General features: G+C 50.3%; 12 protein-coding genes and 1 tRNA gene. 12 read left to right on the top strand and 1 reads right to left on the bottom strand.

Going from position 1 to position 13,934, the window contains the following annotated elements; genetic code table 11:
- Positions 1-145 precede the first annotated feature (145 nt).
- The 9 genes from GPK49_RS09870 (at position 146) to GPK49_RS09830 (ending at position 9,171) form a co-directional block, all read left to right on the top strand.
- On the top strand, positions 146-1,021 hold the full coding sequence (locus GPK49_RS09870) for a substrate-binding domain-containing protein (protein ID WP_330648182.1): 876 nt from the start codon (positions 146-148) through the stop codon (positions 1,019-1,021).
- Between the two features lie 31 nt (positions 1,022-1,052).
- On the top strand, positions 1,053-1,892 hold the full coding sequence (pstC, locus tag GPK49_RS09865; protein ID WP_215677620.1) for a phosphate ABC transporter permease subunit PstC: 840 nt from the start codon (positions 1,053-1,055) through the stop codon (positions 1,890-1,892).
- Entirely contained in the window at positions 1,892-2,764 is an 873-nt protein-coding gene (gene pstA / locus GPK49_RS09860; protein WP_016407928.1) for a phosphate ABC transporter permease PstA, read from the top strand. Before pstC ends, pstA begins: the two co-directional genes overlap by 1 nt.
- Before the next feature lie 38 nt (positions 2,765-2,802).
- Entirely contained in the window at positions 2,803-3,558 is a 756-nt protein-coding gene (pstB, locus tag GPK49_RS09855) for a phosphate ABC transporter ATP-binding protein PstB (RefSeq protein ID WP_277118252.1), read from the top strand.
- A gap of 3 nt (positions 3,559-3,561) precedes the next feature.
- Complete coding sequence (gene phoU, locus GPK49_RS09850; protein WP_118579080.1) at positions 3,562-4,224, top strand: phosphate signaling complex protein PhoU; 663 nt, start codon at positions 3,562-3,564, stop codon at positions 4,222-4,224.
- Positions 4,221-4,880 carry an HD domain-containing protein gene (locus GPK49_RS09845; RefSeq protein WP_016407925.1) on the top strand — a complete coding sequence of 220 codons (660 nt, stop codon included), beginning with the start codon at positions 4,221-4,223 and terminating at the stop codon, positions 4,878-4,880. The genes phoU and GPK49_RS09845 overlap by 4 nt, the downstream gene beginning before the upstream one ends.
- Positions 4,881-4,898: 18 nt before the next feature.
- Entirely contained in the window at positions 4,899-5,573 is a 675-nt protein-coding gene (locus GPK49_RS09840) for a response regulator transcription factor (RefSeq protein WP_215677877.1), read from the top strand.
- Positions 5,570-7,234: an ATP-binding protein gene (locus tag GPK49_RS09835; protein WP_215677618.1), complete on the top strand. Its 1,665-nt coding sequence runs from the start codon at positions 5,570-5,572 to the stop codon at positions 7,232-7,234. Before GPK49_RS09840 ends, GPK49_RS09835 begins: the two co-directional genes overlap by 4 nt.
- Positions 7,235-7,599: 365 nt before the next feature.
- A complete protein-coding gene (locus tag GPK49_RS09830) occupies positions 7,600-9,171 on the top strand; it encodes a 4Fe-4S dicluster domain-containing protein (RefSeq protein ID WP_118579074.1) in 1,572 nt (523 codons plus the stop codon).
- 115 nt (positions 9,172-9,286) lie between these two features.
- On the opposite strand, the gene GPK49_RS09825 is transcribed toward GPK49_RS09830, so the two are convergent.
- Positions 9,287-9,359: transfer RNA gene (locus GPK49_RS09825), tRNA-Lys, on the bottom strand.
- A 201-nt stretch (positions 9,360-9,560) separates the two neighbouring features.
- Here GPK49_RS09825 and GPK49_RS09820 point away from each other — a divergent pair.
- The 3 genes from GPK49_RS09820 to GPK49_RS09810 are packed head-to-tail and all read left to right on the top strand — an operon-like array spanning position 9,561 to position 13,739.
- Positions 9,561-10,256 carry a response regulator transcription factor gene (locus tag GPK49_RS09820; RefSeq protein WP_118579071.1) on the top strand — a complete coding sequence of 232 codons (696 nt, stop codon included), beginning with the start codon at positions 9,561-9,563 and terminating at the stop codon, positions 10,254-10,256.
- A 31-nt stretch (positions 10,257-10,287) separates the two neighbouring features.
- On the top strand, positions 10,288-12,468 hold the full coding sequence (locus tag GPK49_RS09815; RefSeq protein ID WP_215677616.1) for a sensor histidine kinase: 2,181 nt from the start codon (positions 10,288-10,290) through the stop codon (positions 12,466-12,468).
- Positions 12,465-13,739 carry a chloride channel protein gene (locus tag GPK49_RS09810; RefSeq protein WP_318283898.1) on the top strand — a complete coding sequence of 425 codons (1,275 nt, stop codon included), beginning with the start codon at positions 12,465-12,467 and terminating at the stop codon, positions 13,737-13,739. The genes GPK49_RS09815 and GPK49_RS09810 overlap by 4 nt, the downstream gene beginning before the upstream one ends.
- Positions 13,740-13,934 lie beyond the last annotated feature (195 nt).

Genomic DNA, 13,934 nt, shown 5'->3' with positions numbered 1-13,934 from the left:
TGCAAATAAAAAAAGATTTCGATTGAAAAAATTGATTGCAGATTTTGCATAGATTTAACAAAAGTATGATTTTTCATTTAACCTTTCTGCCCTATACTCTTAACTGTAAACGAAAGGAAAACAGGAAAAAAGGAGAGAAATGAATATGAAAAAGGTATTTGCAGTTGCTTTGGCAATGACAGTAGCAGTCGGAATGTTAGCAGGCTGCGGCAGCAACGACAGCGCACAGGGCGGCGCGGCAGACGGCACGATTACGGTTGTTTCCCGTGAGGATGGCTCCGGCACAAGAGGCGCATTTATCGAGCTGTTCGGCATTGAAGAAAAAAACGACGCAGGTGAAAAAATCGACAACACCACAGACACAGCGGAAATCACAAACAGCACAGCCGTTATGATGACAACCGTAGCAGGCAATGATAACGCCATCGGCTATGTTTCCCTCGGCTCCTTGAATGATTCCGTAAAGGCACTTTCCATTGATGGGGTCGAAGCATCTGCTGATAATATTAAAAACGGCACCTACGCAGTCGCAAGACCCTTCAATATTGCAACAGGCAAGGAGGTCAGCGAGGTGACCAAGGATTTCATCAGCTTCATTCTGAGCGAGGATGGGCAGGCAGTTGTTGAGGAAAACGGATACATCAGTCAGGGCAATACGGGTGCATTCAAAAGCACCGAAGCAGAAGGCAAAATCGTTGTGGCAGGTTCTTCTTCCGTAACCCCTGTGATGGAAAAGCTGAAGGAGGCATACCTTGCCATCAACCCCAATGCAACGATTGAGGTACAGCAGTCCGATTCCACAACAGGCATGACCTCTGCAATGGAGGGCATGTGCGACATTGGCATGGCATCCAGAGAGCTTAAGGACAGTGAACTGGCGGCAGGACTGACCCCGACAGTGATTGCGATGGATGGTATCGCAGTTGTGGTAAACCACAACAACACAGTTGACAATCTGACAAGCGAACAGGTGAAGGAAATCTTCACAGGCAAGCTGACAGATTGGTCCGCTGCCCAGTAACAAGGTTCCCAAGTATGAAGGGGGAAATGAAATGAAGGAAACTGTAATGAAATGGGTGTTCATGGCTGCTGCGGCAGTATCCATTCTCGCAGTTGGATTGATTTGTATATTCCTGTTTGCCAATGGCGTGCCTGCCATTGGCAAAATTGGCGTAGCGGATTTTCTTCTGGGGAAAACATGGAAGCCCGGAAATAATATATATGGCATCTTCCCGATGATTGTCGGCAGTGTGTATGTCACCGCAGGGGCAATTATCGTTGGTGTGCCGCTTGGCATTCTCTGTGCGGTTTTTCTGGTGTGGTTCTGCCCGAAGCGGCTGTATAAAATCATCAAACCTGCGGTAGAGCTTCTGGCAGGGATTCCCTCCATCGTCTATGGTTTTTTTGGTCTGATGGTGCTTGTGCCCATCATGCAGAGCCTCTTTGGCGGTGGCGGCAAGGGGATTCTGACCGCATCCATTTTGCTGGGGATTATGATTCTGCCGACTATCATCGGTGTTTCGGAAAGCAATATCCGCGCCGTTCCCATGAGCTATTACGAAGGCTCCTTAGGGCTGGGGGCAACGCATGAAAGAAGCGTATTCTTCGCTGTGCTGCCTGCGGCAAAGCAGGGGATTCTGGCAGGGGTTGTGCTTGGCATCGGGCGTGCCGTCGGGGAAACCATGGCGGTTGTCATGATTGCAGGGAATCAGCCTATTCTGCCCGACAGCATTTTCAGCGGTGTCCGCACCATGACGGCGAATATCGTTATGGAAATGGGCTATGCAACGGATTTGCACAGAGAAGCCCTGCTTGGTACGGCGGTGGTGCTGTTCGTATTCATCCTGATTATCAATCTGAGCTTCTCGCTTTTGAAAAGGAGGGCTGACTGATGCAGGCAATCAATCAACAAAGCAGGAGAGAAAGGCTGGCTGCCTATCGCAGAAACCCGTTTTCGCTTTTTCTGGCGGCACTGGTAACGCTTTCTGCGGTGATTACACTGGCAGTGCTGATTTCTCTGATTATCTATATTTTATATAAGGGGATTCCGAATTTAAAGCCATCCCTGTTTGCATGGAATTACAATACCGAAAATGTTTCCATGATGCCCGCGATTATCAATACACTGAGCATTACGGCAATGACGCTGCTGTTCTCGGTGCCTGCCGGTATCTTCGCCGCGATTTATCTGGTGGAATATGCAAAGCGCGGCAACAAATTTGTTTCCGTCGTGCGCATGACAACAGAAACGCTTGCAGGGATTCCCTCTATCGTGTTTGGTTTGTTCGGGTATCTGTTTTTTAATATCTATCTGAAATGGGGCTACTCCATTCTGGGCGGCGCGCTGACGCTTTCCATCATGGTGCTGCCGCTGATTTTAAGAACAACGGAGGAGGCACTTCGTTCCGTTTCGGATACCTACCGCGAGGGCAGCTTCGGGCTTGGCGCAGGGAAGCTGAGAACCGTATTTCGTATTGTACTGCCTTCCGCAGTGCCGGGGATTCTGGCAGGGGTCATTCTTGCCATCGGGCGTATCGTCGGGGAAACGGCGGCTTTGCTCTATCCCGCAGGCACAGCGCCGCAGGTGGCAGATGGGCTGTTTTCCTCGGGGCGCACGCTGGCGGTACACATGTATGCCCTCTTGAATGAAGGGCTTTATACGGAGCAGGCGTATGCCACAGCAGTTGTGCTGCTGGTTCTGGTGGTCTGCATCAACGCATTGTCCTCCTTTGCTGCAAAGAAAGCCGGTGTGAAAGAGAAATGACGGAAGTGAAAAGAGAAATGAAAGAAAAGGAAAAAAGTATGAATCAGACAAAGCTATCTGTATCCAATCTGGATTTATATTATGGTAATTTTCATGCGCTGAAAAACATCAATCTGGAGCTGCCGGAAAAGGAAATTACGGCATTCATCGGGCCCTCCGGCTGCGGCAAATCCACTCTGCTCAAAAGCCTGAACCGTATGAATGATTTGATTGAGGGCTGCCGCATCACAGGGCAGGTGCTTCTGGACGGCGAGGATATCTATAAGGGCATGGATGTGAATTTGCTGCGGCGCAGAGTCGGCATGGTGTTCCAGAAGCCGAACCCGTTTCCGATGAGCATTTATGATAACATTGCCTATGGCCCCAGAACGCATGGCATCCGTTCCAAGGTAAAGCTGGATGAGATTGTGGAAAAGGCACTGCGCGATGCCGCCATCTGGGATGAGGTGAAGGACAGACTGAAAAAGAACGCCCTCGGCATGAGCGGCGGGCAGCAGCAGCGGCTTTGCATTGCCAGAGCCTTGGCGGTGCAGCCGGAGGTGCTTCTGATGGATGAGCCGACCTCCGCCCTTGACCCTATTTCCACCTCTCGTATTGAGGAGCTGGCGTTGAAGCTTAAGGAGGATTATACCATTATTATGGTAACGCATAATATGCAGCAGGCAACCCGTATTTCGGATAACACCGCCTTCTTCCTGCTGGGCGAGGTTGTGGAGTATGATAATACGGAGCGGCTGTTCTCCATTCCGAGAGACAAAAGAACAGAGGACTATATTACGGGGAGGTTTGGTTAAGCTATGGTACGCAGTCGTTTTGATGCTCAGCTGGAGCAATTAAATGTAGAGCTGATTAAAATGGGGGCATTATGCGAGGAAGCAATTACGGCTTCTGTTTCTGCCCTGATGAAATATGACCGCACGGTGGTGCAGATGGTCTTTGAAAAGGATAACGAGATTGACCACATGGAGCGTGATATTGAAACCTTCTGCATGCGCCTGCTTTTGCAGCAGCAGCCGGTAGCAAGGGATTTGCGGACGATTTCCTCCGCCTTGAAAATGATTTCCGATATGGAGCGTATCGGTGATCAGGCAGGGGATATTGCGGAAATCATGCTAACGCTCGGCGCACAGGATACGCAGAGCAAGCTGCATATTCAGGAAATGGCACGCGCAACGGTAAAGATGGTAACGGATGCAGTGGAATCCTTTGTGAAAAAGGACTTGACACTGGCGCGTTCTGTTATGCAGTATGATGATGTGGTGGATGGTCTGTTTGATAAGGTGAAGGAGGAGCTGATTCGGCTGATTCTCGAAAATCGGGAAAACGGCGAATTCTGCATTGACCTTCTGATGATTGCAAAATATCTGGAAAGAATCGGTGACCATGCAACAAATATTGCAGAGTGGGTAGAATTCTCCATCACGGGGCAGCATGTTATCGCGGAGGAGGAACGTGCATGATTACCTATGAGGAAATACGAAAAAATGAGGACATCCGCACCTATATCCAAAGTGCGGATGAAGCCCTTGCGGCGCTTGGCTTTACGGAACATTCCTTTGCGCATGTGACGAAGGTAGCGGAATCGGTGAAATATATTCTGGAAACGCTTGGGTTTTCCGCGCATGCGGTGGAGCTGGGCATGATTGCGGCATATCTGCACGATATCGGCAATCTGGTCAACCGCGCGGAGCATTCGCAGAGCGGCGCAGTGATGGCGTTCCGTATTCTGGACAGGATGGATATGCCTGCGGCGGATATTGCGACGATTGTAGCCGCCATCGGCAACCATGATGAAGGGACGGGTGTGCCTGTCAACGCCATTGCGGCAGCACTGATTCTGGCGGATAAAAGCGACGTGCGCCGCAGCCGTGTGCGCAATCCTGAGAAAAAAACCTTTGACATCCATGACAGAGTCAATTACTCTGTAGAAAAGTCCCTTTTGAAAATCAACCGTGAGCATAGCCTGATTAAGCTGAAATTATCGGTTGATACGCATTATGGCTCTGTGATGGATTATTTTGAAATCTTTCTGGAACGAATGGTGCTGTGCCGTAAGGCGGCAGAAAAGCTGGGACTGCAATTTAAGCTGATGATTAACGAACAATCTTTGATTTGAGGTGGAGGAGATCCCATGCTGATTTATTTGGTAGAAGATGACAACAGTATCCGTGAGCTGGTGGCGTATACGCTGCACAGCGCGGGATTTGAGGCGGAAGGCTTTGAGAGACCTTCTGCTTTTTGGCGCGCCTGTGCCGAAAGACGACCGGATTTGGTTTTGCTTGACCTGATGCTGCCGGAGGAGGACGGCATCAGTATCTTGAAGAAGCTGAGACAGGCACCGGAGACCGCAAGGCTGCCGATTTTGCTTCTGACGGCAAAAAGCAGTGAATATGATAAGGTGCTGGGACTGGACAGCGGCGCGGATGATTATGTGGCGAAGCCCTTCGGCATGATGGAGCTTCTGGCAAGGGTGAAGGCACTTTTGCGCCGCACGGAGCAGGCAGAGAGCGAGGAGGTCTATCGCCTTGGCGCGCTTTCCGTGAATAAAACAAGGCACGAGGTATATGCGGCAGGGCAGGAGGTCACGCTGACGCTCAAGGAATTTGATTTGCTTTGTCTGCTTCTGGAAAACAAGGGACGCGTGCTGACGAGAGACCAGCTTTTAAACCGCATCTGGGGCTATGGCTTTGACGGAGAAAGCCGTACGGTAGATGTGCATATTCGTACCCTGCGGCAGAAGCTGGGGGAATGTGGCGAATATATCGAAACGGTGCGCGGGGTAGGCTATAAAGTAGGTGGAAATATATGACGAATCGTATTTTTCGGGCAATTTTTCTGGTGGCGGCGGCAGTTATGCTTGCCGTTTCCCTGCTGACCATGGGGATGATGTATCAGTTTTCCGCGGAGGAAACGACGGAAAAGCTGCAAAGGGAGACAGAATATATTGCCTGTGGCATTGAAACGGACGGCGTGCGGTATCTGGAGAAAATCAAGGACGCAGAAACGAGAATTACTTGGGTTGATGCAGATGGGACAGTGCTGTATGATTCCTCCGCGGATGCATCCAAAATGGAGAATCACAGCGACCGTGAGGAAATAAAGGAGGCCATGCAAAGCGGCGAGGGCAACAGCAAGCGCATTTCCGCAACGCTTTCCGGACAGACGCTTTACCATGCGGAACGGCTGACAGATGGGACGATTCTGCGGCTTTCCGTGGAAACGATGAGCGTGGTTGCGGTATTTCTGACGATGGCATTTCCGTTGGTGCTGATTCTGGCAATGATGATGGCGGTTTCCGTTTTTCTTGCCTTCCGCACGGCAAAAAATATCACAAGCCCCATCAATGAGATTGATTTAGAGCATCCCGAACAGGCTGAGGTTTATGAGGAACTGACACCGCTTTTGCGGCGAATTGCTGTGCAGAATCGGGAAATCCACCGCCAGATGGCAGAGCTGAAGCGCAGAAAAGAGGAATTCGATACGATTACCTCGAATATGCAGGAGGGTCTGCTTGTGATGGATGGCGAGGGGGATATTCTTTCCTATAACGCCGCGGCGAAAACGCTTCTGGGTGTGGATGCCGTAACGGAGGGCGAAAATATTTTTTCTCTGAACCGCAGTGCCGCTGTGCGCCGCAGTGTGGAGGGCGCGCTGGCAGGGGAGCACCGAGAGGAGCGGCTGGAGGCAAACGGCAGAATCTGCCAGATTTTCGCAAACCCCGTTTTTCGGGAGGAGGAGGTTGCCGGCATGATTCTGGTGCTTCTGGATGCAACGGAAAAGGAGGAGCGCGAGCAGCTTCGGCGCGAATTTACCGCCAATGTTTCCCATGAGCTGAAAACACCGCTGACCTCGATTTCCGGCTTTGCGGAGATTATGAAAAACGGCATGGTGCCGCCTGCGGATATGGGAAAATTCGCAGAAAAGATTTATAACGAGGCGCAGCGGCTGATTGCGCTTGTGCAGGATATCATCAAGCTTTCCAAGCTGGACGAAAAGGACACGAGCCTCTGCGAGGAGGAGGTCGAACTGGATGCACTGGTGCAGGAGGCATGCGAACGCTTACAGCCTGCAGCGGAAAGGAAGCGCGTAACCCTTTCGGCGGAGACCGAACCGATTCTGTTTCGCGGCGTGAAACAGGTGCTTTCCGAAATGATATACAATCTCTGCGATAATGCCATTCGCTATAACAAGGAGGGCGGCGCGGTTTTTGTCACCCTGAAGCAGAAGGCGGACAGGATTTCCCTTACCGTAAGGGATACGGGCATCGGCATTGCGAAGGAGGAGCAGGGGCGGATTTTCGAGAGATTCTACCGTGTGGACGCAAGCCGCTCTGCGGAAAACGGCGGCACAGGCTTAGGGCTTTCTATTGTCAAACATGGTGCGGCACTGCATAACGGAAAAATTTTTATCGAGAGTGAAATCGGAAATGGGACAAGCATTGAGATTTCCATGCCATATTCAATAAATTGAATATACGAAAAACATACTGAAAACCCCTTCTCTGTTTTCCTCAGGAGAGGGGTTTTTTTCGTGGAGTGAAAACGCATGGGGAGGGGGTTCTGTCTCCGGTGAAAAAATGGGCGAATTAGACAAAGTAACCGGCGTGCCGACCCATCGGAAAAGCATAAAAAACAGGGGAAGGGAGGTGGAAATCTTTGGTTGGTTTTCTGTATACATTATCTTGCATGCGAAATAAGGTTGTGCTAGAATGATAGCGAGAGTGAGAATATGAGGAGCAATTTTAGGGGAAATGAGCGTATGGTTCCGCATATCAGGGTACACCTTTTGGACGTGCGCTTTTGTTGGGTAGTATATTAGAAAAAAAGGTGAAGGTTATGAGCAAGTTTGAAAGTAATGTACAGTACATCAAATATCTGGTAAACAGGGAATGCGCGAGCCGCTTCTTCAATGGGGAGCTGGATAAGGAAATCAATATGGAAAAGGAGATTGCGGAAGCGATCATTCCGGGGCCAAAGGCATCCTTCCGCTGCTGTATTTATAAGGAGCGCCATATTATTGAGGACCGTGTGCGTCTGGTTCTGGAGCCGACAGAGGGCGACCGTGTAATCAACGTGCTGGATTCCGCCTGTGACGAATGTCCGATTGACCGTTTCGTGGTCAGCGATTCCTGCCGCGGCTGTCTGGGGCATAAATGTCAGGAGAATTGTCCGAGGCACGCCATTTCCATTGTAAACCACAGAGCATACATCAATCAGGAAATGTGTATCGAATGTGGACGCTGCAAGCAGGTCTGTCCCTTTGGTGCCATCAGTGAGGTCATGCGTCCGTGCATGCGTGCCTGCTCCGTCAATGCGGTCAAGATGGATGAAAACAGAAAAGCGATGATTGACCATGATAAATGTATTTCCTGCGGTGCCTGCGTGCAGCAGTGCCCCTTCGGTGCGATTGTGGATAAATCCTTTGTTATGAACGTGCTGAATCTTCTGCGCGATTCCTGGAACAACACAAGCTACCACGTTTATGCCGTGGTTGCGCCTGCGGTTGCCAGCCAGTATACGGGCATCAAGGTTGGGCAGGTGTTTGCCGGCATTAAGGAGCTTGGCTTCTATGATGTGGTTGAGGCGGCGATTGCCGGTGATATGGTTTCCGTTGAGGAAGCAAAGGAATTTGTGGAAACCATCGAGGAAAAGAAATGGAAAACAACCTCCTGCTGTCCTGCCTTTGTGGAATATGTAAGAAAAAATCACCCCGAATATATGGATCATGTATCCACCGTGGTTTCTCCCATGATTGCCATGGCAAGAGCCATCCGCGCGAAGGATAGAAAGGCGCGTATCGTCTTTATCGGGCCCTGCACGGCGAAAAAGGTCGAAATCAAGCAGGATGACGTAAAGGGCGCAGTGGATTATGTGCTGACGTTTGAGGAGCTGCGTGCCATCCTTGACGCAAGAGGATTGGAGCTGGCGGAAATGCCGGAGATTACCGCAGGGGAGCCCTCCTCCTACGGACGGATTTTTGCAAGAACGGGCGGCGTGGCGGAAAGCGTGCGCCGTGTGGCAAAGCTGGAGGGAATTGAAACGGAAATCAACCCCATCCGCTGCAGCGGCATTGAGGAATGTATCAAAACCATGAAGCTGGCATCCTTCGGCAGATTGGAGGAAAACCTCATTGAAGGCATGGCGTGCAAGGGTGGCTGCACAAACGGCGCAGCGTCCATCTTTCATGACCAGAGAGGGATTCAGCGAGTGAACGATTTCAGCCGCCTTGCGCTGACGGATAACCCAATGGAAGGGATTCGCGGCTATGATATGGCAGGCGTGAATATGGAACGTGAATTTCCTGAGCTGGAAAAAATGAAGGAGGTTACCGCAGGCGAGAAAAAAGCCAAGAAGCAGGCGACCGCAAAAGCGAAAAAGGAAGCGATTGCGAAGGGCGAGATGGAATAACCCCTTTGTATACAGCATAAAAATAACCCCGAATTTCAAGCAGAACGCTTGGGTTCGGGGATTTTTTGCATAAAAGGAAAATAAAAAAGACCGAAGCGAAAACCTCGGTCTGAAATGAGTCATCCGGGACTCGAACCCGGGACACCTGGATTAAAAGTCCAGTGCTCTACCAACTGAGCTAATGACCCGCAACAAAAATTAGTATATCGCAGGAGACGGGTTTTGTCAACAGCTTTTTTGGGAAAAGCGGAAGTTTTTTTATTTGTGCAAATTCTGCGCGGCCTTGGGGCGTATTTTTTCCGAACCTTAAAGAAATCGTAAGAGAAAGCAGTTTTTTTTGTCGGAAAAACGTGATATGCTATAAAAAATGTGTAAAGGAGACATAGGAAATGGAAGAATTTAACATTCTGGTTTGTGATGATGACCACAGTATTGTGGATGCGATAGAAATATATCTGAAGCAGGACGGCTATCGTGTCATCAAGGCGTATAACGGCTTGGAGGCATTGAAGGCGTTGGAGGAAAACGAAATTCATCTGATTATACTGGATATTATGATGCCGCAGCTGGATGGGCTGCAAGCAACGGTGAAAATCAGGGAAATCTGCAATATTCCCATTCTGATGCTTTCCGCAAAATCAGAGGATACGGATAAGGTGCTGGGGCTGAATTTCGGCGCGGATGATTATATTACCAAGCCGTTTAACCCGTTGGAGCTTCTGGCGCGCGTGAAAAGCATGATGCGCCGCTATACCTCCTTGGGCAGCATTGCCGAGAAGAATAACGTGATTCGTATCGGGGATGTGGAGCTGGATAAGGACGCGAAGGAGGTGCGCGTAAATGGCAAGCTGGTGAAGATGACGGCGACGGAATACGGCATTTTGCAGCTTCTGATGGAAAACGCAGGGAAGGTATTTTCGATTGATGAGATTTACGAAAGGGTCTGGAATGAATCCTCCTTTTCGCCGGAAAATACCGTTTCCGTACATATTCGGCGGATTCGGGAGAAAATCGAAATTAACCCGAAGGAACCAAGATATCTGAAGGTGGTGTGGGGGATTGGCTACAAAATCGAAAAAATCTAAGCTGTATTGACTGAGATATAAGGGAATTGCGGTGTTTCTGTTTTTCACCTTTGCGGTGTCGATTTTCTTCTGCGGTATTGTGGGCGTGAATATTTCCAGAAACTGGAGCTGGGATGTCATCAATGCGGATACGGTCTATGATACGGAGGAATTCCGCGAGGCCTTCAGCCGTACGCTTGACCGAGCGGTGCAGGCGGATATTTATTATCAGAGTGAAGACCGCGTTTCCAAGGGCGCAGCGGTTGACCGCAATGACCTGCTGAACGGCTTCAAGCGCTATTACGGCATTATCGACGGCATTATTACAGGCAATACGGAAATCAATGCCGCCTATGACGGGCTGCTTCTGCATGGAGAGATTCCCGAAAGCCTGCAAGGAAATTTGGAGGAATATCGGAATCTGGTGGAAAGCCGTCTGCCTGCTTATTATAAAATGTATATCCAGAGACAGCTGGATGAATATAAAAACTGCATCCGCTATCTGGCAGGGGTCAGAAACTTCCTATATTATGTAGAGGATGAAAACGGCAATGTTGTCGGCGGCAATGCCGCGAAGGGCGAAATCAGCCAGGAGGCGCGCACGCTTGTGCTTTCCGCAGGCTTCAGCAGTGACCATCTGGGCGAAAATCCGTATTATTTTGATACCTACGAGAATCCTGTTCTGGAAAAAAGCAATTTCAAATTTTACGGCGCGATTCGTGACCCCCTGCTGCCGGGGGATGAATTTTATGACCTGTGGCAGGGCTTCGGCTTCGCAAAAAAGAGCATCCCGATTCTTTCCTGTGTTTCGGCGGTTTCCCTTCTGGGGATGCTGCTTTCCGTCATCTATCTGGTGCGGGTGACAGGGCAGACGGAGCGGCGCGGCAAAATTCAGCTTGGCATGGTAGACCGTCTGTATAACGAGGTGCATTTCCTTCTGGTGGCATTTTTTGGCTGTATTGCAGGCTTTACGGCGCATACCCTTGTGGATACCATAAGGCAGGGAGCGGTGCTGTTCTGGAATTACGTTTTCGCGACCATTCTGGGCGTGCTGTATCTGGTGACGGCGGCAATTCTGCTGAATTATCTGCTTTCCGTTGCAAGGCAGCTGAAAAATAAAAGCTTTTTCCGCAATACATGGATTTCCGTTTCCATCCGCAGGATGAGCGAGCTTTTCACAGGCAGCACCTTCCGCGGCTGGATGGTGATTGTCATGCTCTGCTATGCGCTGGGCAACTGCGTCATCATGGGCGTAATGGTGATGGCACCGTATTACGGCTACGCGGAGCTGGCGGTTCTGGCAGGCGTGGTGCTTGTGTGCTTCAATGGGCTTTGCATGTATTGGTTTGTGCGCGCACTGCGTTCCTTGAAGGAGATTATGATTTCCGTGAAGGAAAGCGCAAAGGGGAACTTTTCCTATCAATTAGATTTGAATAAGATTTCGCCCTCGTTCCTAAATTTTGCGGAGGATGTGGCGAATATTCAGGAGGGCTTCAAAAATGCCGTGGATGATGCCGTGAAGGGCGAGCGGATGAAGGCGGAGCTGATTACGAATGTTTCGCATGATTTGAAAACGCCGCTGACCTCCATCATTTCCTATGTGGAGCTTTTGAAGCACGAAGACCTCAAAAACGAGCGTGCGAAGGGCTTTATTGCCGTGCTGTATGAAAAATCCTACCGATTAAAGCACCTGATTGAGGATTTGATTGAGGCGAGCAAGGCCTCCAGCGGCAATCTGGCCGTTGCGAAAATGCGCGTGGATTATAAGCAGCTGACCCTACAGGCGATGGGCGAGCTGGAGGATAAAACAAATGCGGCAGGGCTGACGTTTAAGCTCAGCTGTGACGATCCTGTCTTTATTGATGCGGACGGCGGACACATGTGGCGGATTCTGAAAAATCTGCTGTCCAATGTGATAAAATACGCCATGCGCAATTCCCGTATCTATGTGGATATTTTCAAAATGGACGGCTACGGCGTGCTGGTTATGAAAAACATTTCCGCAACGCCGATTGATTTTGACGAAACCAGACTGACGGAGCGCTTTGTGCGCAGCGATGCCTCCCGCACCACGGAGGGGAGCGGTCTGGGGCTTTCCATCACGCAGAGCCTTGCGGAAATACAGGGCGGCACCTTCGGGATTCAGGTGGATGGCGATTTATTCAAGGCAATCGTAAGTATTCCTCTGTGGGAGGAGGACGAGGAGGAAGAAAATGAGGTGGATACGCTGTGATTAACGCGTTTTATAAAAAATATCAGAAGCATTTTGATGTGAGCGAAAACAATTTTGCGCATTTCGTGATGTGGAGCTGCGGCGGCATCTGCATCGGCTTTGTGATTGGGCTGGTGGGGATTGCGTTCCACCTTGCACTGGAATGGGCAACGGAATTTCGCACCGCGCACCCGATGCTGCTCTGGCTGCTGCCCTTCGGCGGTCTGGCGATTGTGCTTGCCTACCGTCTGGCAGGGCAGGAGAAGGACAGAGGGACGAATTTTATTCTGGTTGCGGTGCGTGCAAATGAAGCCGTGACGCTAAGAACTGCACCGCTGATTTTTTTCAGCACCGTTGTGACGCATCTTTTAGGCGGCTCGGCAGGCAGAGAGGGCGCGGCACTCCAGCTGGGCGGCAGCATTGCCTCCAGCTTCGGGCGGATATTTCAGCTGAATGAGCGGGAGGGGCGCATCATGACGATGTGCGGCATGGCGGCAGGCTTTGCGGCACTTTTCGGCACACCGCTGACCTCTGTTATCTTCGCGATGGAGGTTATCACCGTTGGGGTCATGCACTATTCCGCCATTGTGCCGTGCATCATTTCGGCACTCGTTGCGGCAGGGCTTTCGCAGGCTGTCGGGATTGCGCCGACTACCTTTTCCATCGCACATATTCCGACAGCTGTCGGCTTGGAAAACTGCTTTCGGGCGGCGGTGCTTGGCGTACTCTGCGCGGTGCTGAGTGTGCTGTTCTGCATTGTGATGGAGCATGTCGGGGGTGCATATCGCAGGATATTCAAAAATCCCTTTGTGCGTGTGTTCTGCGGCGGCTGCATCGTCATTGCGGCGACCTATCTGGTCGGGTGCAGGGATTACAACGGCGCAGGCATGAATATCATCACACAGGCATTGCAGGGGGACGCGAAGGCGGAGGCATTCCTGCTCAAGATTCTTTTTACCGCGCTGACCTTAGGCGCAGGCTTTAAGGGCGGCGAAATTGTGCCCTCCTTCTTCATCGGGGCAACCTTCGGCTGTGTGGCAGGGCCATTGCTTGGGCTTTCCGCGCCGTTTGCGGCTTCGCTCGGCATGGCGGCGGTATTCTGCGGCGTAACGAATTGCCCGCTTGCGTCCATCATGCTCTGCATTGAGGTGTTCGGCTTTCATGGAATGGCATATTATGCACTCTGCTGTGCGGTCAGCTACATGCTTTCCGGCTATTACGGGCTGTATACCGAGCAGAAGATTATGTATTCCAAGGTAGAGCCGGAGTTTATCAATAAGAATGTGCATTAAAATGTGCATTGAATAAAAATGAATAAAATGATTTTATACAGTATTTTATACATTTTTTATATTGTATTTTGTATTGCATCCTGCAAAAACCGCAGGCGAAAGCGGTTGTTTCTCTTGAAAATATCGCGGTTCTGTATAAATTTTATAAAAAGAAAAGAGAAAAAAATAATTTATTGTGAAAAATGATTATTGTAT

This window comes from Clostridium sp. MCC345 (assembly GCF_018785345.1).
GTDB classification, from domain to species: Bacteria; Bacillota; Clostridia; order Lachnospirales; family Anaerotignaceae; genus Anaerotignum_A; species Anaerotignum_A faecicola.
The sequence above is the reverse complement of the archived record's forward strand: the minus strand, read 5'-3'. Positions and strand labels throughout refer to the sequence as shown.

What these genes read in the sequence shown, in the direction of transcription:
- GPK49_RS09830 (WP_118579074.1), top strand. Translation starts at nt 7,600, where the DNA reads ATGAGCAAGTTTGAAAGTAATGTACAGTACATCAAATATCTGGTAAAC.
- GPK49_RS09845 (WP_016407925.1), top strand. Translation starts at nt 4,221, where the DNA reads ATGATTACCTATGAGGAAATACGAAAAAATGAGGACATCCGCACCTAT.
- GPK49_RS09820 (WP_118579071.1), top strand. Translation starts at nt 9,561, where the DNA reads ATGGAAGAATTTAACATTCTGGTTTGTGATGATGACCACAGTATTGTG.
- GPK49_RS09835 (WP_215677618.1), top strand. Translation starts at nt 5,570, where the DNA reads ATGACGAATCGTATTTTTCGGGCAATTTTTCTGGTGGCGGCGGCAGTT.
- pstB (WP_277118252.1), top strand. Translation starts at nt 2,803, where the DNA reads ATGAATCAGACAAAGCTATCTGTATCCAATCTGGATTTATATTATGGT.
- pstA (WP_016407928.1), top strand. Translation starts at nt 1,892, where the DNA reads ATGCAGGCAATCAATCAACAAAGCAGGAGAGAAAGGCTGGCTGCCTAT.
- pstC (WP_215677620.1), top strand. Translation starts at nt 1,053, where the DNA reads ATGAAGGAAACTGTAATGAAATGGGTGTTCATGGCTGCTGCGGCAGTA.
- phoU (WP_118579080.1), top strand. Translation starts at nt 3,562, where the DNA reads ATGGTACGCAGTCGTTTTGATGCTCAGCTGGAGCAATTAAATGTAGAG.
- GPK49_RS09870 (WP_330648182.1), top strand. Translation starts at nt 146, where the DNA reads ATGAAAAAGGTATTTGCAGTTGCTTTGGCAATGACAGTAGCAGTCGGA.